31 protein-coding genes are annotated in these 25290 nt (G+C 35.9%); 9 read left to right on the top strand and 22 right to left on the bottom strand.

The features are described 5' to 3' along the window. Window positions 1–175: 175 nt before the first annotated feature. The 3 genes from PXC01_RS11335 to PXC01_RS11325 all read right to left on the bottom strand — a co-directional run bounded on the left by PXC01_RS11335 (window position 176) and on the right by PXC01_RS11325 (window position 1466). Window positions 176–484 (bottom strand): hypothetical protein, encoded by a 309-nt coding sequence (locus PXC01_RS11335; RefSeq protein WP_276472413.1) that lies wholly within the window; start codon window positions 482–484, stop codon window positions 176–178. 171 nt (window positions 485–655) lie between these two features. After that, complete coding sequence (locus tag PXC01_RS11330; protein ID WP_276472412.1) at window positions 656–1093, bottom strand: hypothetical protein; 438 nt, start codon at window positions 1091–1093, stop codon at window positions 656–658. Window positions 1094–1271: 178 nt separating this feature from the next. After that, entirely contained in the window at window positions 1272–1466 is a 195-nt protein-coding gene (locus tag PXC01_RS11325) for a cold-shock protein (protein WP_276472411.1), read from the bottom strand. Between the two features lie 500 nt (window positions 1467–1966). Between PXC01_RS11325 and PXC01_RS11320 the strand changes: the two genes are divergently transcribed. Beyond that, a complete protein-coding gene (locus PXC01_RS11320; protein WP_276472410.1) occupies window positions 1967–2440 on the top strand; it encodes an FKBP-type peptidyl-prolyl cis-trans isomerase in 474 nt (157 codons plus the stop codon). Here the strand turns inward: PXC01_RS11320 and PXC01_RS11315 are convergent. The 6 genes from PXC01_RS11315 to PXC01_RS11290 all read right to left on the bottom strand — a co-directional run bounded on the left by PXC01_RS11315 (window position 2437) and on the right by PXC01_RS11290 (window position 6230). Further along, complete coding sequence (locus PXC01_RS11315; protein WP_276472409.1) at window positions 2437–3675, bottom strand: hypothetical protein; 1239 nt, start codon at window positions 3673–3675, stop codon at window positions 2437–2439. The genes PXC01_RS11320 and PXC01_RS11315 overlap by 4 nt on opposite strands. After that, entirely contained in the window at window positions 3675–4181 is a 507-nt protein-coding gene (locus PXC01_RS11310; RefSeq protein WP_276472408.1) for a TlpA family protein disulfide reductase, read from the bottom strand. Before PXC01_RS11310 ends, PXC01_RS11315 begins: the two co-directional genes overlap by 1 nt. A gap of 94 nt (window positions 4182–4275) precedes the next feature. Beyond that, on the bottom strand, window positions 4276–4704 hold the full coding sequence (locus PXC01_RS11305; protein WP_276472407.1) for an FKBP-type peptidyl-prolyl cis-trans isomerase: 429 nt from the start codon (window positions 4702–4704) through the stop codon (window positions 4276–4278). A 153-nt stretch (window positions 4705–4857) separates the two neighbouring features. Then, the gene (locus PXC01_RS11300; protein WP_276472406.1) at window positions 4858–5331 is read right to left on the bottom strand and encodes a DUF4251 domain-containing protein; all 474 of its coding nucleotides are present in this window, start codon (window positions 5329–5331) and stop codon (window positions 4858–4860) included. 122 nt (window positions 5332–5453) lie between these two features. Beyond that, a complete protein-coding gene (locus PXC01_RS11295; RefSeq protein ID WP_276472405.1) occupies window positions 5454–5780 on the bottom strand; it encodes a hypothetical protein in 327 nt (108 codons plus the stop codon). 117 nt (window positions 5781–5897) lie between these two features. Then, window positions 5898–6230: a hypothetical protein gene (locus tag PXC01_RS11290; RefSeq protein WP_276472404.1), complete on the bottom strand. Its 333-nt coding sequence runs from the start codon at window positions 6228–6230 to the stop codon at window positions 5898–5900. Between the two features lie 232 nt (window positions 6231–6462). Between PXC01_RS11290 and hpf the strand changes: the two genes are divergently transcribed. After that, window positions 6463–6765: a ribosome hibernation-promoting factor, HPF/YfiA family gene (gene hpf, locus PXC01_RS11285; RefSeq protein ID WP_276472403.1), complete on the top strand. Its 303-nt coding sequence runs from the start codon at window positions 6463–6465 to the stop codon at window positions 6763–6765. 11 nt (window positions 6766–6776) lie between these two features. On the opposite strand, the gene PXC01_RS11280 is transcribed toward hpf, so the two are convergent. Beyond that, window positions 6777–7118 (bottom strand): hypothetical protein, encoded by a 342-nt coding sequence (locus tag PXC01_RS11280; protein ID WP_276472402.1) that lies wholly within the window; start codon window positions 7116–7118, stop codon window positions 6777–6779. 421 nt (window positions 7119–7539) lie between these two features. On the opposite strand from PXC01_RS11280, the gene PXC01_RS11275 reads away from it, so the two are divergent. Then, the gene (locus PXC01_RS11275) at window positions 7540–8478 is read left to right on the top strand and encodes a TerC/Alx family metal homeostasis membrane protein (RefSeq protein ID WP_276472401.1); all 939 of its coding nucleotides are present in this window, start codon (window positions 7540–7542) and stop codon (window positions 8476–8478) included. A 23-nt stretch (window positions 8479–8501) separates the two neighbouring features. Here PXC01_RS11275 and PXC01_RS11270 read toward each other — a convergent pair whose 3' ends face one another. From PXC01_RS11270 to PXC01_RS11225, 10 genes are all read right to left on the bottom strand, one after another. Further along, window positions 8502–8756, bottom strand: coding sequence for a phosphopantetheine-binding protein (locus PXC01_RS11270; RefSeq protein ID WP_276472400.1), 255 nt, complete (start codon window positions 8754–8756; stop codon window positions 8502–8504). Window positions 8757–8799: 43 nt separating this feature from the next. After that, window positions 8800–10068, bottom strand: coding sequence for a beta-ketoacyl-[acyl-carrier-protein] synthase family protein (locus PXC01_RS11265; protein ID WP_276472399.1), 1269 nt, complete (start codon window positions 10066–10068; stop codon window positions 8800–8802). After that, the gene (locus PXC01_RS11260) at window positions 10061–10510 is read right to left on the bottom strand and encodes a 3-hydroxyacyl-ACP dehydratase FabZ family protein (RefSeq protein ID WP_276472398.1); all 450 of its coding nucleotides are present in this window, start codon (window positions 10508–10510) and stop codon (window positions 10061–10063) included. The genes PXC01_RS11265 and PXC01_RS11260 overlap by 8 nt, the downstream gene beginning before the upstream one ends. Window positions 10511–10521: 11 nt before the next feature. Further along, window positions 10522–11307 (bottom strand): SDR family oxidoreductase, encoded by a 786-nt coding sequence (locus PXC01_RS11255; protein WP_276472397.1) that lies wholly within the window; start codon window positions 11305–11307, stop codon window positions 10522–10524. Window positions 11308–11322: 15 nt separating this feature from the next. Then, on the bottom strand, window positions 11323–12378 hold the full coding sequence (locus PXC01_RS11250) for a type III polyketide synthase (protein WP_276472396.1): 1056 nt from the start codon (window positions 12376–12378) through the stop codon (window positions 11323–11325). 24 nt (window positions 12379–12402) lie between these two features. Beyond that, the gene (locus PXC01_RS11245) at window positions 12403–13110 is read right to left on the bottom strand and encodes a methyltransferase domain-containing protein (RefSeq protein ID WP_276472395.1); all 708 of its coding nucleotides are present in this window, start codon (window positions 13108–13110) and stop codon (window positions 12403–12405) included. Then, window positions 13110–14231, bottom strand: coding sequence for an NAD(P)/FAD-dependent oxidoreductase (locus tag PXC01_RS11240; RefSeq protein ID WP_276472394.1), 1122 nt, complete (start codon window positions 14229–14231; stop codon window positions 13110–13112). Before PXC01_RS11240 ends, PXC01_RS11245 begins: the two co-directional genes overlap by 1 nt. Before the next feature lie 81 nt (window positions 14232–14312). Next, a complete protein-coding gene (locus tag PXC01_RS11235; RefSeq protein ID WP_276472393.1) occupies window positions 14313–15005 on the bottom strand; it encodes a YiaD family glycine zipper/OmpA-like lipoprotein in 693 nt (230 codons plus the stop codon). A 24-nt stretch (window positions 15006–15029) separates the two neighbouring features. Next, the gene (locus PXC01_RS11230) at window positions 15030–15509 is read right to left on the bottom strand and encodes a lipocalin family protein (RefSeq protein ID WP_276472392.1); all 480 of its coding nucleotides are present in this window, start codon (window positions 15507–15509) and stop codon (window positions 15030–15032) included. Between the two features lie 259 nt (window positions 15510–15768). Further along, entirely contained in the window at window positions 15769–17745 is a 1977-nt protein-coding gene (locus PXC01_RS11225; RefSeq protein ID WP_276472391.1) for an alpha-ketoacid dehydrogenase subunit alpha/beta, read from the bottom strand. Between the two features lie 122 nt (window positions 17746–17867). Between PXC01_RS11225 and PXC01_RS11220 the strand changes: the two genes are divergently transcribed. The 6 genes from PXC01_RS11220 to PXC01_RS11195 all read left to right on the top strand — a co-directional run bounded on the left by PXC01_RS11220 (window position 17868) and on the right by PXC01_RS11195 (window position 23989). Beyond that, window positions 17868–18818 carry an isopenicillin N synthase family dioxygenase gene (locus PXC01_RS11220; RefSeq protein WP_276472390.1) on the top strand — a complete coding sequence of 317 codons (951 nt, stop codon included), beginning with the start codon at window positions 17868–17870 and terminating at the stop codon, window positions 18816–18818. Window positions 18819–18823: 5 nt separating this feature from the next. Then, window positions 18824–19153: a translation initiation factor gene (locus PXC01_RS11215; RefSeq protein WP_276472389.1), complete on the top strand. Its 330-nt coding sequence runs from the start codon at window positions 18824–18826 to the stop codon at window positions 19151–19153. Between the two features lie 108 nt (window positions 19154–19261). Continuing rightward, window positions 19262–20194: a DUF1835 domain-containing protein gene (locus PXC01_RS11210; RefSeq protein ID WP_276472388.1), complete on the top strand. Its 933-nt coding sequence runs from the start codon at window positions 19262–19264 to the stop codon at window positions 20192–20194. A gap of 1 nt (window position 20195) precedes the next feature. Then, entirely contained in the window at window positions 20196–21062 is an 867-nt protein-coding gene (locus tag PXC01_RS11205) for a nucleoside phosphorylase (RefSeq protein ID WP_276472387.1), read from the top strand. A gap of 58 nt (window positions 21063–21120) precedes the next feature. Beyond that, a complete protein-coding gene (gene ppk1, locus PXC01_RS11200) occupies window positions 21121–23157 on the top strand; it encodes a polyphosphate kinase 1 (protein WP_276472386.1) in 2037 nt (678 codons plus the stop codon). Then, window positions 23144–23989, top strand: coding sequence for a substrate-binding domain-containing protein (locus PXC01_RS11195; protein ID WP_276472385.1), 846 nt, complete (start codon window positions 23144–23146; stop codon window positions 23987–23989). The genes ppk1 and PXC01_RS11195 overlap by 14 nt, the downstream gene beginning before the upstream one ends. Window position 23990: 1 nt before the next feature. Here PXC01_RS11195 and PXC01_RS11190 read toward each other — a convergent pair whose 3' ends face one another. Both PXC01_RS11190 and PXC01_RS11185 read right to left on the bottom strand, forming a co-directional pair. Then, window positions 23991–24419 carry a response regulator gene (locus PXC01_RS11190; protein ID WP_276472384.1) on the bottom strand — a complete coding sequence of 143 codons (429 nt, stop codon included), beginning with the start codon at window positions 24417–24419 and terminating at the stop codon, window positions 23991–23993. Window positions 24420–24500: 81 nt separating this feature from the next. Beyond that, a complete protein-coding gene (locus PXC01_RS11185; RefSeq protein WP_276472595.1) occupies window positions 24501–25166 on the bottom strand; it encodes a uracil-DNA glycosylase in 666 nt (221 codons plus the stop codon). Between the last annotated feature and the right edge of the window lie 124 nt (window positions 25167–25290).

Genomic DNA, 25290 nt, shown 5'->3' with positions numbered 1-25290 from the left:
CAATTAAAAGTTGCTGTACATATAAAACTTTTGAAAATATGTTTTAGTGTACCTACTCCCCTATTTTAAACACCAAATCCTTACAATTTTTAAATCTTAACCGCTTAATACTTGTCTATTGTGCATAAAAAAACCGCTCATTACTGAGCGGTTTTAATAATATATAAGCTTAATTCTATCTGTTTAGTACATACTTTGCCACTTCTAGTTCTAGGGCGTAGCATTCTTCTATTTGGCGTTCTACATCATCCATACTTTCCATAATAGAAATATCGTTCATCTTTAATAATTCCAGTAAAGCATCTGTACTAGTTGCAGTACGGTTGATAGTAGTTTTTAAGTTTTGTTTTTTCTCAAAGCCACTAGGTGTCTGTGGCTCATACAAATAAGATTCCATCTTCATTAATAATTGCTCTACCGATTTTCTTTTTCTTTCCAATTCGGTTAAAACAGCTACTTTTTGGGAACTTATCGATATTTTCATAAACCATTTATTTTATATAATTAACGTGTCATTTTTCAATTGATTGTGTTAATAAATAAAGTTTCCTTAAAAATTAGACGTAATACACAAAAATCATATTTAGCTTTTAGGCATAAAAAAACCGCTCATTACTGAGCGGTTTTATTTGTACGATGCTAAAAGTAACTTCTCTTAGAAAAGTCCTTTTGCCTTGTCTAGTAAGCTACCTGCATCTCCGCCAACTAAACCGCTAAGGCTTTCTAAACTAAAAGCCGAATCTGAAGCTTCATTCGATAGAAATTTCTCCTTAAGCCCATTTACCAAATCTGGTGCTACGTTGCTAGCTTCTGCTTGCGCTTCTTCAGCGTTCATACCTTTACTTTCTAGTATTTCAGCTAGTTTTCCCTTTAAATTCTGAACAATACCACTATCCTCCGTAGCATTGCCATCATTTGAAAACAAACTTGTTACTGCGCTTAAGTCACCGGCACTTATTTTATCCATAAGCCCACTAATTAAAGAGTTGGCTCCTTCTTCCGCGGCTCCGCTAGTAGCTTCAGAATTTAAAGAATTTGCGCTCATGGTTTCTTGCAATTTTTGAATTGCCATTTGTTTTAATTGATCTAACATGTGTTTATAATTTATATAGTTAATAATGGTATTACTCTTTATTAACAAGGAGTTACAAGATTGCACCTACCTTGAGACCTCTAAAAAGATGGTAGACATTTTAAAGATTAGGTTGTCTAGACCTTATTTGGATAGTGTACCAAAAAAAGTCCGTCATTGCTGACGGACTTCTTAAAGTTTATTCTATAACTCTAACGTTAACTGCGTTTAAACCTTTTTTTCCTTGGGTTAGTTCGAATTCTACTTCATCGCCTTCACGAATTTCGTCAACTAATCCTGAAATGTGAACGAAATGATCGTTCGCTGAACCTTCTTCTGTAATAAAGCCGTAGCCTTTTTCATCGTTGAAGAACTTTACTGTTCCTGTACTCATAAATGTAATATAATTTGATATTATTAATTACTAGAGAATTAGCAATTATAATGCCAAAATTCTAAAACTATCCAAATTTTAATTTTTAACACCATCTTCATATGAGGTAATGGGTATAGCAGATTAGACATAACACTTATCACCCCAACCCTACTGGAACAACCATTTAACAAGGAATTTCAAAAAAATTAGGATCACTTAAATAAATGCTTTATTTTAGTATCGTAAAATAATTATTGTGACGACCAAACCGAATTTTGTTCTACTTTCTGAAAACAATACTTACTACGTAGAATACCTTATTGGGCATCTTGTTTTAGCGAACAGCATTACGGAAGCCGTTATTTTTGAATCGCAATCTCAAGCCTTAAAATTTCAAAAATATCTTTATAAAAACTGTAGTGTCCGTTTTTCCGTAAACACTTTTATTGCATAATAAGTTGGGTCTCTATTTACCCTACAATTTTATTAAAATCCAATTTCTGTTCAAGACTTATATTATGAAATACTTTTTACTATTCTTTGCTGCAACTACAATGATTTCTTGTCTATCCTCCGATGATAATGATGCAATAACGGTTGAACCTGTTGACTATACTGAAATCAATGAAAAGCAAATTAATGATTACTTGACCGCCAATGAACTGGATTCTGAAACTACAGCGTCAGGTTTACATTATATTATTGAAAATTTAGGTGGTGGTCCAAAACCATCTTCGGCTTCCGCAAATGTTACCGTTGCCTACAGAGGCTATTTCTTGGACGGTTCCGTTTTTGATCAAAACAATGCTGGCTTTACTACTGATCTTTCCAAAGTTATTGCCGGATGGACAGAAGGTATTCAATTATTTAACGAAGGTGGCAGTGGCGTTCTATTAATACCCGCTCATTTAGGTTACGGTAGTTTTGATTTTAATGGAATACCAGGTGGATCTGTATTATTATTTGACATTGAATTAATATCTGTCAATTAATCATAAAAAGCATCTACGGACATTTTTGCAGTACGCACCAGAGTTAATGCTCCCTCTTGCTCCGTCCACGCAAAATATAATGTTTCTTCCACCATTTCCATTTGGGGAAAACCAGACTTACGGGAATCTGCCATTGTGGTAATCAACCTACTTTTAGAGACAGTACCGTTCTTATGAACGGCCATAGCTTTGAACAAAGCTGTTTTGTCATTGGCTTCCATCCAACTGACTATCGCATTATCTTCATCCTTCCAAAGTACATCTACACGCCCCATAATTGTACCTATGGCAACAATAACTGGTTCTGTAAATTCTGCACCTCCATCAGCAGAGAAAGCGATTTGCACTTTTTGTTTTTTTGAAGCTCCCGTAAACCAAGCTACTACCAAATTATTACCCAAAGCGTCTACTTTGGGACCGTTAACCGGACAACCTTTTATTTGCCAATCATCTTCATGAATTACTTTAGGTGTAGTCCACTCCCCTTTTATTTGGCGCACAATGCTTATGTCACGTATTTCATTTTCCGAGCGATCACGATATATTACAACCGGACCGTTATCCGTAATCGCAGAAGTGGTCTGGCAGCAATCACAAGTCCTGGAGTCAAGCTCATATTCTTCTAATAATTCTCCGCTAGTAGAAACAATTCCTGCCCTTAATGTCATTGCCCCACGTTCACCATTTGCATTTTCCTCCGTATTTCTGCCATCAAGCCAGTTCACAAAAAAATAATTATTATAGGGCACAACGCTTACAAAACCATGTTCAGTTGGTGTATTATCGTTATGTAATGACAAATCTGTTCTCCAACTAGTTGTACCTTTTAACTTAATGTTCATCTTTACATCATAAGAATAGGTGCCCTCAGTTGATTTTTTTAAGATGTGAGACCATAAATCTCCATTATTCTCGGTAATCATAGGGTAGTCTGCCCAGTTCACGAACCAATCTGTACCACTTAGTATATTTTCAGGTTGTTGCCACTTGCCATCGACCAGTTCTGAATATCTCATAGTGGCCAAAGTATCATTAGAAGTTTCTACCCATGAAAGTAAAGCAACATCTTTATTTGACATTAGGTGTGGCAATGCACTAGATGCTGCTGCCGGGGATTTCATTTTTTCTACCACAATTATAGGCGCTTCCGACTTTGGTGTTTTAGATTCTTCCTTGCAACCCATTAGCAAACTGAACAATACACAAATAAAAAAGTTAAATGATGCTGCCCGCATTATTGTACCGCTCTAAGTTTTTCGATCATTTCCGGACTGTCCCATTTCAATCCGCCATCAAAACGCAATACCTGCTCTCCCATTTTGTTATATATAACTGTTGCGGGCAGGGCACTTATATTCTCTTCTGCATAGACTCCGTTAAACTTTATAAAATTTAAATTAAATCCACGAGATTCCTTAAACTTATTGATTTTCTCTACAGACTGATCAGATGCAAACAAAAATACATAGTTGTCATTCAATAAAAGCGTTTGAGCTTTTTCCATATCGGGCATTTCTTCAATACATGGTCTGCACCACGTAGCCCAATAGTTAACTAACACGCGTTTACCCTTGTAATCGGTTAATTCTATAGGGTTACCCTCTAAATCTTCATAAGTTGAAGTAGCTACTTTATCTGTGGCAGGTTCTGTTTTCTCAACTATAACCGTTCTAGATTTTTCCTCTTTACAACCTATAAAAGGTAAAGCCGTAATAAGTAGTATAAATATTCTTAAATGCATCTTCAAATATACTATTTAGCACTATGAATTCGATAGGCTCGGAAACAAAAAAACCGCCAAAGAGGCGGTTTTTCATATCATAAATTATTGCGATTTATTGAACTTCAACCAATTCTAGTTCAAAGGTTAAATCTTCACCTGCTAATGGGTGGTTTGCATCTACTACAATATCATTTTCGTTAACTTCCGCAACACGTAATTGTCTTTCGCTACCATCTGCGTTGGTTGCCATTAACGCCATATCAACTTTTGGCTCCATATCTGCAGGTAAATCCGATTTTTGAACTGTTTGAAAAAGCTCCTTTTGTTTTTCACCGTATGCATCTTCTTTGGCAATAACGATAGTTTTCTTCTCGTTAACCTCCATGTCAAGCAATCCTTTTTCAAATCCCGGTATTAAACTACCTTGCCCTAATTTTACATCTAATGGTTCTCTACCTATTGAACTGTCAAATGTTTGACCATTACTCAATTTACCTGTATAATGAACTTTTACTTGACTATCCGCTTTTACTTTACTCATACTATTAAATTCTACTATTTAACTTCATTTAGGTGCAAAGGTATAGTTCTCAATAGGGAATAACGAAGATTATGAGAAAACCTTCCCTTTCTGGGGCGTTCTTTACCTTATGGAAGACATTACCGAACCAAATCACTTATAGTAAAGCGAACATTACCTTTTTTCAATGGTACCAATACGCCCGTTATACTGAATGGTATTACGATTTGCCGTATTAACCGAAACCAAACCGGACATATTAGGGTAGATATCTATATAAACCGTATAGTTATCGGATACATCGTTTATTTGAAAACGAATGGTATACTTTTGCTTTATTGCATCAAAATCTTGAACATAATTATCGGGAAGTCCATCAAACTCTATTCCAGATGCATCCCCGTAACCACCACCAAATTGCCGTTCTCCATAGTAGTGTAAATTAGCGGAAACGCTGTCACCGTGTATCCTTAAAAAATTACCATTTCCATTCAGGTCTATTCTTGAGACCGTATTACCGGGAGCAATAAGACCACTGTTAGCTATTGCCGTTAAACTTTGCGTTACCATAGGGTTTGCAGATTTAGCCGTAAATTCAATCCTTTTAGATGCAACTAGGGCATGAACAGGATGTGATTGGTTAATCATAGTTTTTGACGATTTGCAACTACAAATTACACTTAGGGCAAAAAATAAAAGAAGCGGAGCTCTCATAATATACTATGTTTATTCACCCAATATACCACGAAATCTATGCCAAAAGACAGTATTTAATCTTCATAGTCCTCTTCTTCAAATTCAGTATTTACCAACACTGATTTATTGAAATTCAGGTTTCGAGATTCTTTATAAAATGCTTTTATCATACGTTGACGCTTCCTATCGGATATGTTTAACGTATCCAAACCTTTAATCTTTTGTTTCAAAGCTTCTCTTTGCAACATTACCGCAGTTTCATAATTGGGTTCAAATTGAAACATTACAGGACCTTCGTCTTCTTCATTTGATTTTGTAGTGGTAGAATCTTTGGTTTGTGAGTACAACAGTGTCGTACAGAAAAAAGTACAGCAAAAAGCTAGCCGCATAAAAATTTTCATGTCAAGTTCATTAATGTTCTACCCCTAAATTAGTAACATTTTTTTAAACTAGGACATAATCATGATCTATATAGGGAAATAATTATCGCTTTTACCAATCACCTAAGAAATAGGCATTTAAACGTGTGGTCTTAAATTGACAGGTTTCCTGAATTTTAAGGTATATTCCATAAAATCAAACTCCAGCTCTGAAGTTTCCCTAATATGAAAATTGACCATTTTATATTGCTCTGGCAATATTTCCGTAGTTGATTTCAAATAGTCCAACAAATTATTGTTTGCCTCGGAAAGTTTTAAAATCTTACTTTTTAAATATACTTTGGTTTCAAACAACGCCACAGTTGAAGGTTCATATAAATAAGAATCTACCCTAATTTTAAAATATTGAATGGTATTTTTACACCGTTCCAATTTTCCTAAACATGCAGATTTATCCTTTACATTTTCCATAGCGGTAACGTTAAAAATGAAATTGTGGGAATTTTACTTCAAGATAAGAAAATAGGACTATATTTATACCACGTTTGCGTAAGTTTAACTTTACTTTAAAATAAACCTATTTTAGCTAACGTTGTAGAAACAAAAGGGTTAATGAATCTTAACTTCTAGAGCAATAAATATTATGAATTTTTTAATTGTAATACGTTGTTGAAATGAGTACCTTAAATTAAATTTTTAGCCTATGAATATCAATTTTGAGTACGACGATGTTAAAGCAAGCAACCGATTAGAGATAATGGCTGCTGAGAAATTAGAAAAATTACTGGATAAATATGACTTCATCGTCAGGTCCGATGTTTTTTTCAAAAAAGAAAATACATCTTCACCAGATTCCGGAATGATTTGTAATATACGCTTAAGTGCACCAGGTCCTCGCCTGTTTGCCCAGTCGTCTTCAGATAGTTTTGAGGCCGCAATAGCTTCCTCAATTGAAGACCTAAAAAGACAATTGGAAAGAAGAAAAGCTAAAATGCAGTCTCATTAGACTGCATTTTTTTATTGATCCAAACTATCTATAGTAGCCGTATGATTTGCAATTACGGACTGTACCCGTTCTGAAAATGGATTTTCTTTTAGTTCCCGTATCAATCGTTTTCTTCTTGCATCGGATATATCTAAAGAATCTAAAATTTCTTTCATACGATATTGATGCGCCAAACGACTCTGTTTTAACGCTACTCTTTCAGAAGCGGTCAACACATAATCGGCTTCAAATTTATTTAAAAGCATTCGCTGTTTTACCCTTGCATCAAGCTGCAAAGAATCCTGTGCCCAGGCCCCTTGAATACCTAAAATAAGGCATACCAAGAAACCACAAAAAATGGTTAGTTTTTTCATTTTAATAACTTGTTCTACCCTAAATTTAAAACAAAAAAATTATACTCCTCTTGATTTCAAAATAAAATTGCACTTCATCGATTAAAAAAAGTCGTTTATCCGACAAAAGCTTAACACCCTACTTCTACATTTAAAACTAACTGATTTACAGTTTTTTAGGAACTTATTTTTCATAATAGGTTCAAGTCAAATGATGTTCAACATTGCTTCTCTCTGTATTTTAACAGTGCTAGCACAAGGAAATGACTTATTTTATCTAATCAAATTTTTAGAGGATAAAAGTAATTTTATAGGACATACTCTGTGATCTTTATAAAATAATAGGAAAACATAAAATTTTGATTTTCAATAGTTGTACAATTTAAATAAATACAATAGTTAAAGTCAAATTTTAATACCTTTGCACCTTCAAAAATTACATATGATAGTTTGGATCGTCTTTATAGCCTTTGTTCTTATATTTCTTGCCTTGGATCTTGGTGTTTTTCATAAAGATGAACATGTTATTAAATCTAAGGAAGCGGGTATTTGGACCGCTATTTTTGTAACTGTTGCTTTTGCTTTTAGTGTTGTAATCTATTGGGTATTTGATGCCGGAATAATTGCAAACCCAACAGGACTAACTCCTAATGACGCTGTTTTAAAATATATAACGGGATATCTTATTGAACTTTCACTTAGCGTAGACAATGTATTTGTTATTGCGGTAATATTTTCATCTTTTAAGATTCCCGCCTTATATCAACACCGTGTACTATTTTGGGGAATTTTAGGAGCCATTGTTTTTAGGGCTTTAATGATTTTCTTTGGAGTTGCACTAATTACCAAATTTGAGTGGATCATATATGTGTTTGGTGTCTTCTTATTATATACGGCCTTTAATATGCTAAAGGGTGACGATGATGACTTTGACCCAAAGGACTCGTTTGTTTTTAAGCAGATTAAAAAGATATATCCGGTTACGACAACCATGCACGGTCATGATTTCTTTGTAAAGAGAATGGGACTCAATGCTGCAACTCCCCTTTTTGTAGCGCTTATTGTTATAGAACTTACCGATATTCTTTTTGCCCTAGACAGCATACCGGCTATTTTAGCAATTACCGCAGACCCGTTTATTGTTTTTACGTCTAATATTTTAGCGATTCTAGGTTTGCGATCTATGTACTTTTTAATTTCAAGAATGCTTGAAAAATTTAAGTATATCAACTATAGCCTCGTAGTTATTCTTGCCTTTGTAGGTTTAAAAATGTTATTCTCCCATTACATTCATTTACCTGAATGGGTATCGCTGACCGTTATCTCTGTTTCTTTGGTTGCAGGAATTCTAGCTTCGGTATTGATTAAGGGCAAAGAATAAAAAATTCTTAAAGTTTACACTGATCAGTCTTGTGCCAGCTTGGCATCTATTATTGCCATTGCATCGTTAACCGTTTGCATCTTTTCCATGTCCTCATTTTCCAGACGAATGTCAAATGCATCCTCAACATCAAGCACGATATCTACAAGATTTGCAGAGTTAATATTTAAATCGTTCATGAAGTGACTATTTTGCTCAATGTCCTTGACTGCTACGTCTTCGGGTAAGTAGATTTTTACGATATCCTTTAATTTCTTATATTTTTCTTCTTTTAGCATATTAAAATCATTTAAAATACCTTTTGGTATACGTTTTTGATAGTTAGTATTTTTTAAAAATAATACAAGCATTAACATCTCCAAATCCAAAACTTGCTTTTGCAATTACTTTAGGAGCGTACTTAATTGTTTGCCGAGGTATATTAGCTTCCGAAATTAATTTTGAAATTTCAGGATTTATTTCATCACAGTTTACATTTTTAAAGACTACTTGTTCTTTAAATTGCAAAACGGTTGCCACACATTCTATACTACCTGCGGCCGCTAAACAATGACCTACAGAACCTTTGAACGAATTAATGTAAGGAAAATCATCTTGCTTCCTAGATAGAGCCTTGGTCCAGTTTTCTATTTCCAAGGCATCTTTAGTGGTTGCGGTCAAATGACCATTTATGACATCAATATCCGCCGCTTCAATTCCTGAATTGGCAATGGCATTACGTATGCAGCGCTGCACAGCCATACTATTTGGAGCCGTCATGGACCCTTCTCCCATCTGCCCACCACTATTGTTCTCCCCTCCCAATACTTCTGCATAAATATTTGCACCTCGTTTTTGGGCGCTTTCTAATGACTCAAGAACCAATGCCCCGGCTCCACTGCCGGGAACAAATCCCGCAGCTGTGGCACTCATAGGCCTGCTTGCCTCCGTAGGGTTATCATTGTAACCTCTTGGTAAAATACGCATGGCATCAAAACCGCCCCACACATATGGACCACTATCACTACAACTGCCCGTTAACATTATGTCGGCCTTTCCTTGACGAATTCTTTCGTACGCCATGATAATACCCTCGGTACCTGTAGTACATGCCGCGGAGTTCGTGGTCACTTGATTTCCACAACCTAGTATTCCGCCTAAATAGGCACTTATACCACTCGCCATGGTTTGTATTACCGACGTACTGCCAAGCCTACGTACATTACCATCATCTATTAAATGTATGGCTTCCCTAAACTTGTCCACACCTAAAATTCCGGTACCAAAAATGATACCCCGATCCCAGCTTGGTTCATCCGTATTGTTCTTATCCAACCCCGCATCTATCCAGGCATCCAGACCTGCAATGACTCCATATACAATTCCCGTTGCATTTAAGCCTCTACGTTCAAGTGGCGTAAAATAGTTATCTATAGTTTTATCCGCTACAAAAGGCTCGCCAGCTACTTGGCAACCAAAACCCAACTGCTCTAAATTTGGTTGATACCGAAGCCCACTTTTACCTTCCAGCAAGGCATTTGTGAAATCGGTTAAACCTACACCATTTGGTGCACATACCCCTAACCCTGTAATAACTACACGTCTATTCATTGACTACACCTATCATGCCCGCTAAAATTCCTTTGCAGACCAGTTTATCATCTTCATTGTACATTATAACCTCGCACTTTAATTTCTGAAATCTAAAATATATCAAATTTGAAACCACCCTAACCCGTTCTCCAGGTAATACCGGAAGCAAAAACTCCATTTGAGAGCTGCTCATACCAATGGTAAAATTTTCTAATTTGGTCTTTTGCCCTAAAAGATAAATACCTAAACAAACCAGGCCAATTTGAGCACAACACTCCGTTAAAATTACTCCTGGTGTAATAGGGTCGTTTTTAAAATGGCCTTGATAAAAATCCAATTTTGGCGAAAACCTATAACTGCCTTCCACCATTGTATCATTAATATCCAAAATTTCATGCACAAAAAGGAATGGATCCGAATATGGAAGTTTATTCAATATCCAATCATATGTTTCTTTCATTTTCTTCCCTATTAAATCAAACTTTCGCCACCATCTACTTTGATAACTGTACCGGTAATCCACTTAGCTTCATCCATTGTTAATAAATACACGGCATTTGCAACATCCTCAGGTACTGTTAACCGATTTTGCGGATTTCTCTTCAACGCATGTTCTTTTATCTTTTCAAAACTGGGAATCATAGATAAAGATTTTGTCATGGTAATACCGGCCTGAATACAATTTGCTTTTATACCTATCGGTGCAAATTCTAGGGCAATACTTCTGGTCAGCGCCTCTAAAGCTACTTTAGCTACAGAGACGGCACTATAATTTGGCAATGCTTTCGTATTTCCTTCACTTGTAAAAGATACGATTCTGGTATCTTCAGCAAACAAATCTGCAGTTACCAATGCCTTGGTCCAATCATACAGACTTAAAGCCATCGCATTAAACGTAATTCTAAAATCAGTATCGCTCAAAGATGCTTCACTAGGTGAATACATTGGTTTTAAAGTACCTTTTGCGACACTGTGAACCATTACCTTTATTAAATGCCCTTGCGGCAGTTGTTGCTGAATATCAGAAATAATACCTGCCCGTTTATCGGCATTTAGCACATCTACGTTCATTGATAAAAAGTCATTTCCGTAGCTTCTAATTTCATTAAAATCTTTTTCTATTTCATCCATAGCGGCACGGCGATCACGATGCATTATAAGAACATTATAACCATGACGAGCTAATTTCTTTGCCGTTGCAAGTCCTAATCCACTACTTCCTCCTAATATTAATGCCCAATACTTACTTCTCATCATCGTAATTTAATAGTTCTACCATTCAATTAAAACGCGTTGTGCCGAGAAACCGGGACCAAAACTCAATATTAACCCCTGCTCACCTGCTGCTATGTCTTTCTCTAAAAAACGCTCCAAAACGTATAAAACAGTTGCACTACTCATATTACCATACAGGCGTAACACTTCTCTAGTATCATCAATATTCCTTCCAAGGGCACCAAAAAGAGATTCTACTGTCTGCACTATTTTTTTTCCTCCGGGATGAAATATTAAATGATCTACTGTATTTATATTACTCCCATACTTTTTTAGAAATGGATGAACGATATCCTCAAAATGATCGGAAATAGTTTCTGGAACCGCAGGATCTAGAATCATTTTTAATCCGTGGTTGGTTAAATCGAAACCCATCATTTGGGTAGCATCCTTAAAATGATACATTTCTTCTCCTACTATCCTAGGACCAACTGCATCTTCTTCTGATGATAATAGCACGCAAGCCGCACCATCTCCAAAAATTGCGGCACTGACCATATTTGCCATAGAAAAATCCTGAAGCTGAAAGGTTGCGGTAGGACTTTCTACCGCGACTAATGCTAAGCGCTTACCAGGATTGGCTTTCAAGAAATTATGGGCATAAATAAGACCCGATACTCCCGCAGCGCAACCCATTTCTGTGACCGGAAGCCTAACAACATCTTGTCGCAATCCTACATCATTGATCAAATAGGCATCTAAAGACGGAATCATAATACCTGTACAGCTAACCGTAATAATATAATCTATTGATGAAGCCGCCCATTCACTTTTCCGTAATGCATTTTTTAGCACATTTGCGCCCATTCGTTTAGCTTCTCTACTGTAAATCTTGTTTTTATCTTCAAAAGATGTAGTTATGAACACATCTTCAGGAGGCATAATAGAATAGCGTTTATCTACGGCAGCACCTTCAAAAATCTTAACCACCTTTCTGGTAAAACGATCTTCCTGATCACTCAACCAATATTCTACAAGGGGAATAATATCCTTTGTATCTCTAGAATACGGTGGCAATTCTTTAACAACATTAACAATTCTTGTATGACCCATAGCTATTCTTAATCTTCAATCTACCTATTTCTTTTTTAAAATCCACACATATCTAAATGCCCATTTCCATTTTATTTTATGGGACGCATTGGTAACCCTACTTGCAAAATGTTTTAATTCCTCTTCTTTAAATGCCCTACGTATAGATAATAATCCGTCCTTCTTGGCAATATCTGTTTTTATAAAAAAGAAACTAAATGCCTTAAACAAAGAATACGCTACAGGACTACGTTCCAAATCATTTATAACCACCCCTAATTTTGCTATTTCCACAAATCTATTTACAAATTTTATGATTCCATTATCCGTAAAATGATGCAAGGTCAACGTAGACATTACCACATCAATATCACTATTAGAAAAATCGGTCTTTAAAATATCGGTATTAACATAACTAATTTCTGGATAGTTATATGAATACTGTTGTGCCAATTGTAAGGATTGTTCATTGAAATCAACTCCAATCAATTTTACCTTGATATTGTGCTTTCTTGCTTCATCCGCCAGCTTTCGTAACATGGTTCCCTCAGCACAACCCACATCTAAAATCGTATACGATTCTTTATGCCCTTTGTTAATCATCTCAAATACAGCACTTAAAGTAATACTATAACCACCCAACAACTTATTTACCCTATTGATATCTTGTAGAATAGTTTCGAGCTCACTTATGGTACCAGAAAAGGTATCCATAATCTCCACCTCGCTACTTCTATGTGTAAAATCTACCATTATGCTATCAAGTCCCCGTGGGTTTTAGAGATTATATATTTCAATATTGAACTGGACCTTCCAACGGATTTTATTCCTAACGAAACCAATGCTTTGTTCATTAGAATACCTTGTAACTTTCTACCAAACCATAGGCGTTTTTTAAAAGCTTTTGCCCAGGCCAACTTATAATCTTGTTCTAATAGGTTTCTCGAATAATCTGCATCATTAAAAAACCGTACAATTAATTCAGAAGCTATTTGGGCGCTATGAATGGCCATTGCCATTCCATTGCCGCATAGTGGATGTATAAGACCTGCCGTATCTCCGCACATAAGCATATGATCGACAATGGTTTCTTTATTATCGAAAGCTATTTGGGCAATGGTCATGGGCCGTTTAAATATAGGCTCTGAAGTTGACAAGAATTTCTTTAAAAAAGGATTTTCAGCAACTACCGCCTTATTAAAACTATTTACATCTTTATACGTCTTGAAACTATCATAATGCACCAAATAACAGAAATTTACTGCCCCGGTCTCTGTTTTTGACAATCCCCCATAACCTCCTTTAAAATTATGTAGCGCAACCAAATTCTCTGGAAAATCGTTATTGTAATAATGCGCCTTTACCGCTAACCAAGATTGTTTATTCTTACTAAAATCCCGATTTAAATTTTTATCAAGAACGGAACGTTTACCATAAGCACCTATGGCCATTTTAGAAGAATAACATCCGGTCTTGGTTTTGATAGTAAAAGAATCTTCTTTAAAAACTGTTTCAACAACCTTTTCAAAATAAAAATGGACACCTAATTCCTGAGCTCTTTTAAATAATAAATTATCAAATGCATACCTACTAATCCCAAATCCGCCCAATGGTAATTCTGTTTGCACCATAAATCCGTCTTGCGTACTTATTTGAAATTTTGAAATAGCCAAGGCACCAGAAATTTTTAAGTCTACACCTAATCCCTTCAAATAGGGCTCAATTTCCTTTGAGACATACTCTCCGCATACTTTATGGTGCGGATATTGCTGAATTTCAATAACGGCAACGTCTAAGCCTTCCAAAGCCAAATGAATGGCAGCAGTCAAACCTGCCAATCCGCCTCCAATAATTAGTATGCCATGCTCTTTCACTGCATGGAAGTTACACCAAAAACAAAAAAGCCCTGCAAATGCAGGGCTTTAATTTTAACTCAATACTAAAATTCGTATCTCTTAGTTGGTTTGCGTTTGTGCTTCTTGTTTTAAGGACTCACTTGCAACAATAGCTAATTCTACACGTCTATTTTTAGCTTTACCTGCTGTAGTGGTATTATCACCTACTGGCTGCGTTTCACCATACCACTTGGTATCAAAACGGCTAGCGGCTACACCTTGACTAATAAGATAATTGGTAACGGATTCTGCTCTTTGTTTAGAAAGATTAAGATTATACTCCTCTGCACCGGCACTATCCGTATGTCCTTCAACAAGAATATTAGACTGTGGGTATTCCTTAAAAATGTTCACTAGCTTATCTAAAGTAGCCGCTGATGTACCTTGTACATTACTTTTGTTCGTATCAAAATAAACACCGGCATCTTCGTTGAAGGTTACGTTAATACCTTCACCCACACGTTTTACCTCTGCCCCTGGTATCTCTTCCTCTATACGTTCTGCTTGACGGTCCATTCTATTGCCAATATATCCACCTGCGGCCCCACCAATGGCAGCTCCTAAAATTGCACCAAGAGCGGTATTATTACCACTGCCTACATTGTTTCCTAAAACACCACCGATCACCGCACCTCCTGTGGCACCGATTACAGCTCCTTTTTGTGTCTTATTTGCATTTTTTACCGTACTACAGCTCATTACCAATGCAAGAGCAAGAAAGTAACTAGTTCTACGTAATATCATTGTTTTCATATGTTTAATTTTAATTGAAGTAGGTTATTTTTTTGTGAATTCGTATACAACATTTACTGGAGCACCTTCTACCATAACATTGGACTTTAAGGTCATGGCGTATTCTGTAAGGTTCTCTATATTTAAACGATATCCTACGCCTCCAGATATATCTTGATTTTTCTCATTAATAAATTTAAACTGCAACTGGCTCGTATAGTTTTCTTCACGCTCAACTACAGACCATCTAATATAACGATCGCCACCGGTACAAAAAGTAGATGGACTAATTGTATACCTTCCCGTACTGTTGTTATCACGAAAGAACCATTCACTGCCTTCTAGGCAAATATCTTCTACATCATTGAACAAAACAGCTTTTACATTACCGGTATTGCCTTCAAAGGACACATTGTTCAATGCCCATGTGCCACTTAAAAGGTTACGCTTTTCTCTCGCATTTTTAGAAACTGAACAAGAGGATGCCAAAAGCACAATGCTTAAAAGCCAAATCATTTTTTTCATAAGTAATTATTTAGGTTTGATTCATATACGTTTTAAATCATTTTTTAGATTAAAAATCAATATTTAATCGACCAAATGACATGGCAAAGATGTAGCTAAACCCAAAAACCTATTACCTCTTTTAATACTATTGTTAACGGGTTTACTTAATGAACTGATAGCTAACAACCTAAAATGGATACTTGATAATGCTGAAATGAGGATACTAAAGTTAATTCTAGAAGCTCTATATAAATGGTTTGAATTAAATACAAATTATTTAATATGCTATTAACTCTTTTAAATCAGCTTCAAACCTTGATTTTGCCAGATATTGCTGTTCTAACTTTGTATTAAAAGGAATTGGAGTATCTAAACTACCCACCCGTTTTATTGGTCCGTCTAAATATTCAAAACAGTTTTCAGTGACCATTGCCGAAATATCACTTGCAATACCACCAAAGAGACTATCTTCTTGAAGAATTATTAATTTTCCAGTTCTCACTACAGAATCAAAAATGGCCTTGGTGTCCAATGGCTGTAATGTTCTTAGATCTAATAAGTCTGCACGTATTTCCGGATTTTTTTCTAAAACCTCCAAAGCCCAATGTACACCTGCGCCATAGGTTACAATAGAAATTTGATCACCTTGCTTTAAAATACTGGCCTTACCTAAGGGCAAAGTATAGTAGTCTACGGGCACTTCTTGATAAAGACTTCTGTACAAACCTTTGTGCTCAAAGAACAAAACGGGATTAGGATCTTCTATTGACGTTGCCAATAACCCTTTTGCATCATAAGGAAAAGCTGGATATACCACTTTAAGTCCTGGCGTTTTTGTAAACCAAGCTTCATTTGTCTGTGAATGAAAAGGACCAGCGGCAACACCGCCACCACAGGGCATTCTTATAACTACATCCGCTTTCTCGCCCCATCTGTAATAACTTTTTGCCAAATAATTTACTATTGGGTTGAAACCACTACTGGCAAAATCCGCAAATTGCATTTCCATAACGGCTTTCATTCCATTAATGGACAAACCCATTGCCGCAGAAACAATGGCAGATTCACATATGGGGGTATTGCGCACGCGTTCTTTACCAAAATCGTTTACAAAGCCATCCGTAATTTTGAATACACCACCATACTCGGCAATGTCTTGACCCATAATTACTAGATTATCAAACTTCTTCATAGATTGTCGCAACCCCTCTGAAATGGCATCTATAAATCGTATATTGGTAACAAATCTACTTGGTCTAATTTCTTTTAAATCAAATTTTTGATATACTTCATTTAATTCTTTACTTTCACTTGGTCTAATTGCATCTTCGGTGAAGGCTATCCTTAAATGCTCGTCAATTTCAGCTTTAATATCCGCCTTATAATTTGTAATACTTTCTTTTGTCAAAAGTTTTTCTTCAACAAGATATTGCGTATAATTTTCCAATGGATCTTTCTCTGCCCAAGCATCTAAAAGTTCTTGAGGTACATAGTGCGTACCGCTAGCTTCTTCATGTCCCCGCATACGAAATGTTTTAAATTCCAATAATACCGGTCTAGGGTTTATTCGCATATCCCTGACCAAATGAGAGACCTTAAAAAAGACTTCCAATATGTTATTGCCATCTATGATATGAGATTCCATTCCGTAACCAACTCCCTTATCCGCTATATGTTTACACCTAAATTGCTCATTTGTTGGTGTTGACAACCCATAACCGTTGTTCTCTACACAGAAAAGCACGGGCAGATCCCAAACTGAAGCCACATTTAAGGCTTCATGAAAATCTCCTTCGCTAGTAGCTCCTTCTCCCGTAAAAACTGCGGTAATCTTTTTCTCGTTTTTTAATTTATGGGCAAGTGCAATACCATCGGCCACACCTAATTGCGGACCCAGATGTGAAATCATTCCCACAATTTTAAAATCTTGGCTGCCAAAATGAAAGCTGCGATCCCTACCTTGGGTAAAACCGCTTGCCTTACCTTGCCACTGGGCAAATAATCTGTAAAGGGGTATTTCCCGTGTAGTAAAAACACCTAGATTTCTATGCATTGGCAATATGTACTCATCTTCATTTAAGGCCATAGCAACCCCTACAGAAATTGCTTCTTGACCAATACCACTAAACCATTTAGAAACTTTGCCCTGCCTCAATAGAACCAACATCTTTTCTTCTACCATACGAGGCTTAAGCATTGATTTGTAAAGCTTTAACTTAACATCGTGAGCTACCTTAAAATCAGTATAATTCATTGATTGGATCAATTTTGGCTATTAAAACATAAATGTAACGAAATTACCTATAGCAACTATCGATTGTAACAACGCCAATAACTGGACAATAATTATTAATTTTACTTAAAATCTTTATAAATATGAGCTTAGTACCCAGTGTTGATTTGAGGGATTTTCTTTCTGAAGACCCTAAAAGAAAACAAAAGTTTATTGATGAAATTGGAAAAGCGTTTGAAGATATAGGGTTTGTGGCCCTAAGTGGACATTTTCTATCGGAAGAATTTGTAGATACCTTATATTCAGAAATCAAAAAATTCTTTGATTTGCCAAGTGATGTAAAAGACAGCTATGAAATAGAAGGTATTGGTGGTCAACGTGGTTATACCTCTTTTGGTAAAGAGCATGCCAAAGGTAGAAAAGAAGGAGATTTAAAAGAGTTCTGGCATTTTGGACAATATGTTGAAGATAATGAACAATTAGAAAAAGAATACCCGGCAAACGTCATTGTCAAGGAGCTTCCCAAATTTAACGAAGTAGGTAAAGAAACCTATAAAATGCTAGAAAAAACAGCCAGATACGTTTTACGTGCCCTAGCGTTACATCTAAATTTAGATGAATATTATTTTGACGATTTCATTAAAAATGGAAATTCAATTTTACGACCAATACACTACCCCCCTATTACAACTGAACCTAAAAATGCGGTAAGAGCGGCAGCCCATGGAGATATAAATCTCATAACTCTGCTAATGGGGGCTCATGGTAAAGGTCTTCAGGTACAAAACCACGATGGAGAATGGGTTGATGCCATTGCAAGACCCGATCAATTGATGATCAATGTTGGGGACATGCTTAGCCGCTTGACCAATAATAAATTGTTATCAACTATTCACCAAGTAGTAAATCCTCCAAGAGAGTTATGGGGAACTTCCAGATATTCAATTCCGTTCTTTATGCATCCGGTTAGCGAAATGCCCTTAAATTGCCTTGAGAACTGTATTGATGAGGACCACCCAAAGTTGTACGAAGATATTACGGCAGGTGAATTTTTACATGAAAGATTAATAGACCTTGGGTTAATCAAAAAGTAATAACTATGGACCTCAAAGACCAACTAAAAAATTTATTTCCCGATCACGAAATAGAGGAAACACCTGTTGAGAAAAAAGCGGACAATGCCATTTGGCTTCAAGACGACCCGATTATTTGTAAATATGAAAAACGCAAAGGAAAACCGATAACTATATTAGAAGGATACACCGGTGCCGATGAAGATTTCAAAAAATTGGCCAAAGAATTGAAGACCAAACTTAGTGTTGGAGGCAGTTTTAAAGACGATAAAATTATTATTCAAGGTGATTACAGAGACAAAATCATGGCTATACTTAAGGATAAAGGCTTCGCGGTGAAGCGTGTAGGCGGTTAATAATGCTAAAAACACTACCTTGAAAGTTCTATTTGTTTTCTGTTAAATTATTTTATAACGTTGTTATTAGTATTATTTTTAATTTAATCAAACTAAATCAAACCTGGTATGAGTTCTCTCTTGCACATAACCAATGGCGATGTTTTCACAGAACGTCTTAAAAAATTAAATTTAGATGGCGATGTCATCACATGGCGCGAAATGTTATGTGAAGGTAAAACGCTACCCAATGTAGGTACGGAATCTTTCTGGAAAGCTCGTTTTGAGTTTCTGCATAAAAACTACAAAGTTTCCAAGTCATGGTTTATTGAAAAGACCCTTAAAGAATATAGATCCTTATGTAGCCATAAGCAACAAGACCATATTGTACTATGGTTTGAATATGATCTTTTCTGCCAGGTAAATATGCTAGCGGTAATTAGTTGGTTGCTAACGCATAGAAAATACGCTCAAATATCTTTGGTCTGTAGTGGCAAGGAAGATAATTCCGATAAACTATATAGTCTTAACGAGCTTACGGACGACCAATTGTTGAGTCTTTATAAGAATAAAAAAATATTGTCCCAAGATGATACGGAATATGCCGATTATGTTTGGCAATTGTATTGCAGCAACAATCCTATTCGTTTAGAAAACCTAACGGACTTCAACGATTATCAGTTTGATTATCTAGGTGATGCCGTAAAGTCTCATTTAAAGCGTTTCCCTAGTATTAATAACGGTTTAAACGAAATGGAGAACACCATTTTACAACTCGCTATTGACAAAAAACCAAAATCAAAAACGGAATACATGGATATTCTGCTTAAAAACCAGGGTAACTTAGGATTTTCCAACACGCAATATGACCGTGCACTAACAAGGTTAAAACCTTTGATAACAAGCCTTAACCCCGTTAGACTTTCTAAAAAAGGAAAAGAAATTTTGGACGGACAAACTAGTTATTATTCTTGTATTCAAGACAACGATGTGTATTTAGGAGGTGCTTTAAAGTACAATTTCCTATATAACACCAGTACAAACCGAATCTTAAAATTATAGCATGCAACTAAAGCCTGCTGAGCTTATCATCAATGAAGATGGTAGTATCTACCATCTCAACTTATTACCAGAAGATATTGCAACAACCGTTATCACCGTAGGCGACCCGGATAGGGTTCGTCAGGTTTCCCAACATTTTGATACTATTGAAGTAAAAAAGGGAAAACGCGAATTTCATACGCACACCGGGCACTTAAACGGCAAGCGTATATCTGTAATATCTACCGGAATTGGTACGGACAACATTGATATTGTACTAAACGAGTTGGATGCTCTGGTAAACATTGATTTTAAAACAAGAACGCTTAAAGAAAAACATACTTCTTTAGATATTATACGAATTGGAACAACCGGAGCTATACAGCCAGATATTCCTATCGATTCTTTTCTGATCAGTAAATACTCCATAGGTTTTGACGGCTTGTTACATTTCTACGAGCATGATAAAATCAACTATCCTGAAATAGAAGATGAATTTATTGCACATACCGCATGGAATGCCCATAAAGCGAGACCTTACGTCCTCTCATACTCGGAAAAACTTGGAAAGCGGTTCAGCGATAATCGTATACGATTAGGCTTTACAGCAACAAACACCGGGTTTTACGGACCCCAGCAACGACAATTAAGAATCAAGCCCAGCCAGATGGAGTTAATGGAAAAATTATCGACCTTTAAATTCAAGGAGCTCAAATTGACGAACCTGGAGATGGAAACTTCGGGTATTTATGCCCTGGCTCAACTGTTAGGTCATGAGGCAGTTTCAATGAACTGTATTTTAGCCAATAGGTCAACGGGCGAATTCTCCATTACCCCAACCGAATCTGTTGACAGATTGATAGAATTTTGTCTAAAACGATTGGCTTAACTAACATTCTTTTACAAAATTTTACTATAGTACTTCTTATTTTTACGCAAACCCTATCATGAAAAAAGACAACTTTAAGCATAGAGATATAAATTGGCTTTATTTTAATGAACGTGTTTTGCTTGAAGCCAAAAGTAATGACACCCCATTGTTGGAACGTTTAAAATTTTTGGCCATATTTTCGTCTAACCTAGATGAATACTTTAAAGTACGTGTATCACAACTTCGCCAAATAAAGCAATTGGACAAAAAATTTCGAAAGAAATTAATGTTTAAGGCCAACACTACCTTACAACATATACTACAAACAATAAACCAGCAACAAGTTGAATTTGGCAATGTTATAAAAAACACGCTTTCCGAATTAGAGAAGCATGATATTTATATTCGAAATGCTTCCAACTTTACAGATGAACAAGAACAATACGTAGCGTCTTTATTTGACAAGAGTATCAAAGAATTGTGTGCGGTGCACAAGGAAAATTTAGAGTTAACGGACGGAGCTCTGTACATGGTGGTTTCGCATCCTAACCAAGAATATAGTATTGTTGAGATACCTACCCTCAACCAAGATAGATTTATTAGCTTACCTGGAATTGGACATCAATTTTGTTTTCTGGACGATGCCATTAGATTGAATATTAAAAAATTGCTACCTGAAAAAGAAATTATAGGCTGCTATTCCATTAAACTTTCCAGGGATGCGGAATTATATCTAGAAGACGACTATTCCGATATTGAACTAGTAGAAAAAATTTATAATTCGCTGGATAAACGCTTATATGGACAAGCCACGCGATTACTTTACGATGAATCTATGCCAAGCTGGTTAATAGAATCCCTTAAGTCCGATTTTGACCTGGGTACGGTAGATCTTTCCCCAGGAGGTATCTATCACAACTTGTCAGATTTCTTTTCTTTCCCTCTTCCGGAAGGCACAGAACATTTACAATATCAAGAAAAGCCGTCTCTACCACATCCTAAATTATCTTTTAGCGAAAACATTTTTGAAAGTATCGCCCAAAAAGACCAATTGGTACATTTTCCGTATCAAGATTTTAAAGTTGTTGAAGATTTTTTGAGTTCTGCAGCTACCGATATAAATGTTACCGCTATAAAAATGACTATTTACCGTATTGCCGAAACTTCTTCTTTGGCAGATGCTATTTTAAAAGCATTAGAAAATGGTAAGGACGTCACCCTATTCGTAGAAGCACAAGCTAGGTTCGATGAAGCCAACAATATAAAATGGGGACGTATTTTTGAGGAAAAAGGTGCCAAAGTAATTTTTAGTATACCACAAGTAAAAGTGCATTCTAAAATAGCCATGGTATTAAGAAAGGAAAACGGCAAATTAAAACGTTATGCATACATTGGTACCGGTAATTTCAATTCCAAAACCTCTAAAATTTATTGTGACCACGGCCTATTTACAGCTAATAAGAAAATTACAAAAGATTTAGGTCAGGTTTTTCAGGTCCTAGAGCGCAAAATTATTGTGCCAAAGCTAAAACGTCTATTGGTTTCTCCGTTTAACACTAGAATTACTTTCCTGAACCTTATACAAAACGAAATAAATGCTGCTAGAGAAGGCAAAAAAGCTTCAATCACAGCCAAAATGAACAGTCTAGAAGATTCTGACATGATCAGGGCGTTGTATAGAGCTGTAAATGTAGGAGTTAACGTAAGACTTATAGTTAGGGGCTTTTGTTGTTATTTGACCGCAAATAATAGCCTTACGGAGGGTATGAAAGACAATGTATATATCACCAGCATAGTAGATCGTTATTTAGAACATGGTAGAATTTATGTATTTGAAAATGGTGGGGATGAATTAATGTATATTGGTTCTGCTGACTGGATGACCCGTAATCTTGACAGACGAATTGAAGTATTGACGCCAATTTTAGATGAAGACATTTTTGATGAATTAAAACACATTCTTACCCTTCAACTGAAGGACAATCAAAAGGCCCGTATATTGGATTTAGATAACTCTAACAGAAAAGTTGAAAAATTGCCTAATGAAAAAAGTATACGTTCTCAATATGCCATTTACGATTACCTTAAAAACAAATTAGATGAAAACCGTTAAGATCATAGGTGTGCCAGAACACTTTAACCTACCATGGCATTTAGCCATTGAAGAAGGTGCTTTTGAAGAAAGAGGTATTAACTTGGAATGGACGGAAGTTCCTGAAGGTACAGGCAGAATGAGCCAAATGCTCAGGAATAACGATACCGATCTGGCTATCATTTTAACCGAGGGTATCGTAAAAAGTATTACAGAGGGCAATCCGGTAAAAATTATTCAAGAATATATTGCATCTCCCCTTCTTTGGGGTATTCACGTAGCTGCAAAAAGTTCTTTCAACTCTTTAGACGATTTAAAGGATACTACAGCTGCCATAAGCCGTTATGGTAGTGGTAGCCACCTAATGTCCTATGTTCAAGCAACAAACATGGGCTGGGACACTGAAAATTTGAAATTTAATATAATAAACAACCTTGACGGGGCCGTTGAGGGTCTTTCTACAGGTACGGCAGATTATTTCATGTGGGAGCGTTTTACCACAAAGCCTCTTGTTGACAAAGGGATTTTTAAGCACTTAGGAAATTGCCCTACACCATGGCCATGCTTTGTTTTGGTGGGTACGAATTCTTTTCTGAAAGAAAATGGAAACATACTGAATCATATCCTTGAAATAATTAATATGTATACGGCAGAATTTAAACAAATTCCTAGAATAGACAGTACCTTGGCAAATCGATATCACCAAAAATTGGAAGATATTCAAGAATGGCTGGACATTACGGAATGGAGCCAAAAACAATTACCGGAGCCTACATTGACCAATGTTCAGAATACGCTAAAGAAATTGAATTTGATTGACAGTATTCTTCCCTCAGAAGAAATATTGAATTGAATTAAATTGCGGCTAGACTATAATGTTTTTGAATTAAAGCCTTAAAGGTTTCATCAGAAAGTGGTTTCTGGGCAAAATCCGCAATATGCTTGTTATCAATTGCACGTTGTTTATCCTCTTTATTATCACTTATGGTAACCAGAACAATGGTAATTTGATCTTTTAATTTTTTAGGCACTAAATCTTCGTAAGCATCCATAAACTGCCAGCCATCCATAACGGGCATTCTTAAATCTAACATGACCATACATGGCAATTCCAATTGCTCTTGACCTTTACCAAGTATAAAATCTATAGCTTCTTGACCATTTAAAGCAGAATTGATATTTACATCCATATCTAATTTATTGATAAAGATGGAATGTAAGAAGTTACTGGCATCATCATCGTCTACCAATAAAATGGTATTTAGTCTATCTAAATTATTCATTTTGAGTTGTTGTTTAAGTTAGAATCTTAGATTGTACCCTTAAGTACAAGCTAAATTTAATGCTTTTAATAAATATCTAACTTACCACGCTATACATTTATTGCCCAAATTGGTCAATATTTTATTACAAGATGAAAAATGTTCGTTACCAAACCAATAGCCACGATTTGCACTTAATGGTGAAGGATGGCCCGATGTCAATATATGATGTTTATTGGTATCTATAAGTTTTACCTTTTTTTTTGCATATCCGCCCCAAAGCATAAAAATTACATTATCTCTATTCTTGGACAATTTGGAAATCACTGCATCCGTAAATACCTCCCAACCTTGTCTTTGATGACTTCCCGGCTCATGAGCCCTTACGGTAAGCGTAGCATTTAATAGTAAAACACCTTGTTTTCCCCATTTCTCGAGATTGCCACTTTCAGGATAGGGATTACCTAAATCACTTTCAATTTCTTTAAAAATGTTGACCAATGATGGTGGATGCTTAATTCCCTCCTTGACCGAAAAACATAAACCATTTGCCTGATCAGGACCGTGATAAGGATCTTGACCAATAATCACCACCTTGGTGTTCTGGAATTTGCAATGATTGAACGCGGAAAAGATATTTGAATATTCCGGATAACAGGTATGTTGCTCATACTCGCTTTTTACAAATTGCATCAAGTTTTTATAATAGGGCTTATCAAACTCTTGTTCCAGTTCATTTCTCCAACTTTGATCTAAATAAACATTCATAATAGTATCGTATTCCATTTCAACATCAAAGTTACTATTAACCATGTCAAAAGTCAATGCACTAACGAACACCTATTACCTGTTTTAGCCAGTCGAATACTATCTACAAAATATCATTGCCAAT

Source organism: Maribacter huludaoensis (assembly GCF_029350945.1).
Classification (GTDB): domain Bacteria; phylum Bacteroidota; class Bacteroidia; order Flavobacteriales; family Flavobacteriaceae; genus Maribacter; species Maribacter huludaoensis.
Note: the sequence above shows the minus strand (reverse complement) of the source record. Positions and strands in the feature narration are given on the sequence as shown.

What these genes read in the sequence shown, in the direction of transcription:
- PXC01_RS11335 (WP_276472413.1), bottom strand. Translation starts at nt 484, where the DNA reads ATGAAAATATCGATAAGTTCCCAAAAAGTAGCTGTTTTAACCGAATTG.
- PXC01_RS11330 (WP_276472412.1), bottom strand. Translation starts at nt 1,093, where the DNA reads ATGTTAGATCAATTAAAACAAATGGCAATTCAAAAATTGCAAGAAACC.
- PXC01_RS11325 (WP_276472411.1), bottom strand. Translation starts at nt 1,466, where the DNA reads ATGAGTACAGGAACAGTAAAGTTCTTCAACGATGAAAAAGGCTACGGC.
- PXC01_RS11320 (WP_276472410.1), top strand. Translation starts at nt 1,967, where the DNA reads ATGAAATACTTTTTACTATTCTTTGCTGCAACTACAATGATTTCTTGT.
- PXC01_RS11315 (WP_276472409.1), bottom strand. Translation starts at nt 3,675, where the DNA reads ATGCGGGCAGCATCATTTAACTTTTTTATTTGTGTATTGTTCAGTTTG.
- PXC01_RS11310 (WP_276472408.1), bottom strand. Translation starts at nt 4,181, where the DNA reads ATGCATTTAAGAATATTTATACTACTTATTACGGCTTTACCTTTTATA.
- PXC01_RS11305 (WP_276472407.1), bottom strand. Translation starts at nt 4,704, where the DNA reads ATGAGTAAAGTAAAAGCGGATAGTCAAGTAAAAGTTCATTATACAGGT.
- PXC01_RS11300 (WP_276472406.1), bottom strand. Translation starts at nt 5,331, where the DNA reads ATGATTAACCAATCACATCCTGTTCATGCCCTAGTTGCATCTAAAAGG.
- PXC01_RS11295 (WP_276472405.1), bottom strand. Translation starts at nt 5,780, where the DNA reads ATGAAAATTTTTATGCGGCTAGCTTTTTGCTGTACTTTTTTCTGTACG.
- PXC01_RS11290 (WP_276472404.1), bottom strand. Translation starts at nt 6,230, where the DNA reads ATGGAAAATGTAAAGGATAAATCTGCATGTTTAGGAAAATTGGAACGG.
- hpf (WP_276472403.1), top strand. Translation starts at nt 6,463, where the DNA reads ATGAATATCAATTTTGAGTACGACGATGTTAAAGCAAGCAACCGATTA.
- PXC01_RS11280 (WP_276472402.1), bottom strand. Translation starts at nt 7,118, where the DNA reads ATGAAAAAACTAACCATTTTTTGTGGTTTCTTGGTATGCCTTATTTTA.
- PXC01_RS11275 (WP_276472401.1), top strand. Translation starts at nt 7,540, where the DNA reads ATGATAGTTTGGATCGTCTTTATAGCCTTTGTTCTTATATTTCTTGCC.
- PXC01_RS11270 (WP_276472400.1), bottom strand. Translation starts at nt 8,756, where the DNA reads ATGCTAAAAGAAGAAAAATATAAGAAATTAAAGGATATCGTAAAAATC.
- PXC01_RS11265 (WP_276472399.1), bottom strand. Translation starts at nt 10,068, where the DNA reads ATGAATAGACGTGTAGTTATTACAGGGTTAGGGGTATGTGCACCAAAT.
- PXC01_RS11260 (WP_276472398.1), bottom strand. Translation starts at nt 10,510, where the DNA reads ATGAAAGAAACATATGATTGGATATTGAATAAACTTCCATATTCGGAT.
- PXC01_RS11255 (WP_276472397.1), bottom strand. Translation starts at nt 11,307, where the DNA reads ATGATGAGAAGTAAGTATTGGGCATTAATATTAGGAGGAAGTAGTGGA.
- PXC01_RS11250 (WP_276472396.1), bottom strand. Translation starts at nt 12,378, where the DNA reads ATGGGTCATACAAGAATTGTTAATGTTGTTAAAGAATTGCCACCGTAT.
- PXC01_RS11245 (WP_276472395.1), bottom strand. Translation starts at nt 13,110, where the DNA reads ATGGTAGATTTTACACATAGAAGTAGCGAGGTGGAGATTATGGATACC.
- PXC01_RS11235 (WP_276472393.1), bottom strand. Translation starts at nt 15,005, where the DNA reads ATGAAAACAATGATATTACGTAGAACTAGTTACTTTCTTGCTCTTGCA.
- PXC01_RS11230 (WP_276472392.1), bottom strand. Translation starts at nt 15,509, where the DNA reads ATGAAAAAAATGATTTGGCTTTTAAGCATTGTGCTTTTGGCATCCTCT.
- PXC01_RS11225 (WP_276472391.1), bottom strand. Translation starts at nt 17,745, where the DNA reads ATGAATTATACTGATTTTAAGGTAGCTCACGATGTTAAGTTAAAGCTT.
- PXC01_RS11220 (WP_276472390.1), top strand. Translation starts at nt 17,868, where the DNA reads ATGAGCTTAGTACCCAGTGTTGATTTGAGGGATTTTCTTTCTGAAGAC.
- PXC01_RS11215 (WP_276472389.1), top strand. Translation starts at nt 18,824, where the DNA reads ATGGACCTCAAAGACCAACTAAAAAATTTATTTCCCGATCACGAAATA.
- PXC01_RS11210 (WP_276472388.1), top strand. Translation starts at nt 19,262, where the DNA reads ATGAGTTCTCTCTTGCACATAACCAATGGCGATGTTTTCACAGAACGT.
- PXC01_RS11205 (WP_276472387.1), top strand. Translation starts at nt 20,196, where the DNA reads ATGCAACTAAAGCCTGCTGAGCTTATCATCAATGAAGATGGTAGTATC.
- ppk1 (WP_276472386.1), top strand. Translation starts at nt 21,121, where the DNA reads ATGAAAAAAGACAACTTTAAGCATAGAGATATAAATTGGCTTTATTTT.
- PXC01_RS11195 (WP_276472385.1), top strand. Translation starts at nt 23,144, where the DNA reads ATGAAAACCGTTAAGATCATAGGTGTGCCAGAACACTTTAACCTACCA.
- PXC01_RS11190 (WP_276472384.1), bottom strand. Translation starts at nt 24,419, where the DNA reads ATGAATAATTTAGATAGACTAAATACCATTTTATTGGTAGACGATGAT.
- PXC01_RS11185 (WP_276472595.1), bottom strand. Translation starts at nt 25,166, where the DNA reads ATGAATGTTTATTTAGATCAAAGTTGGAGAAATGAACTGGAACAAGAG.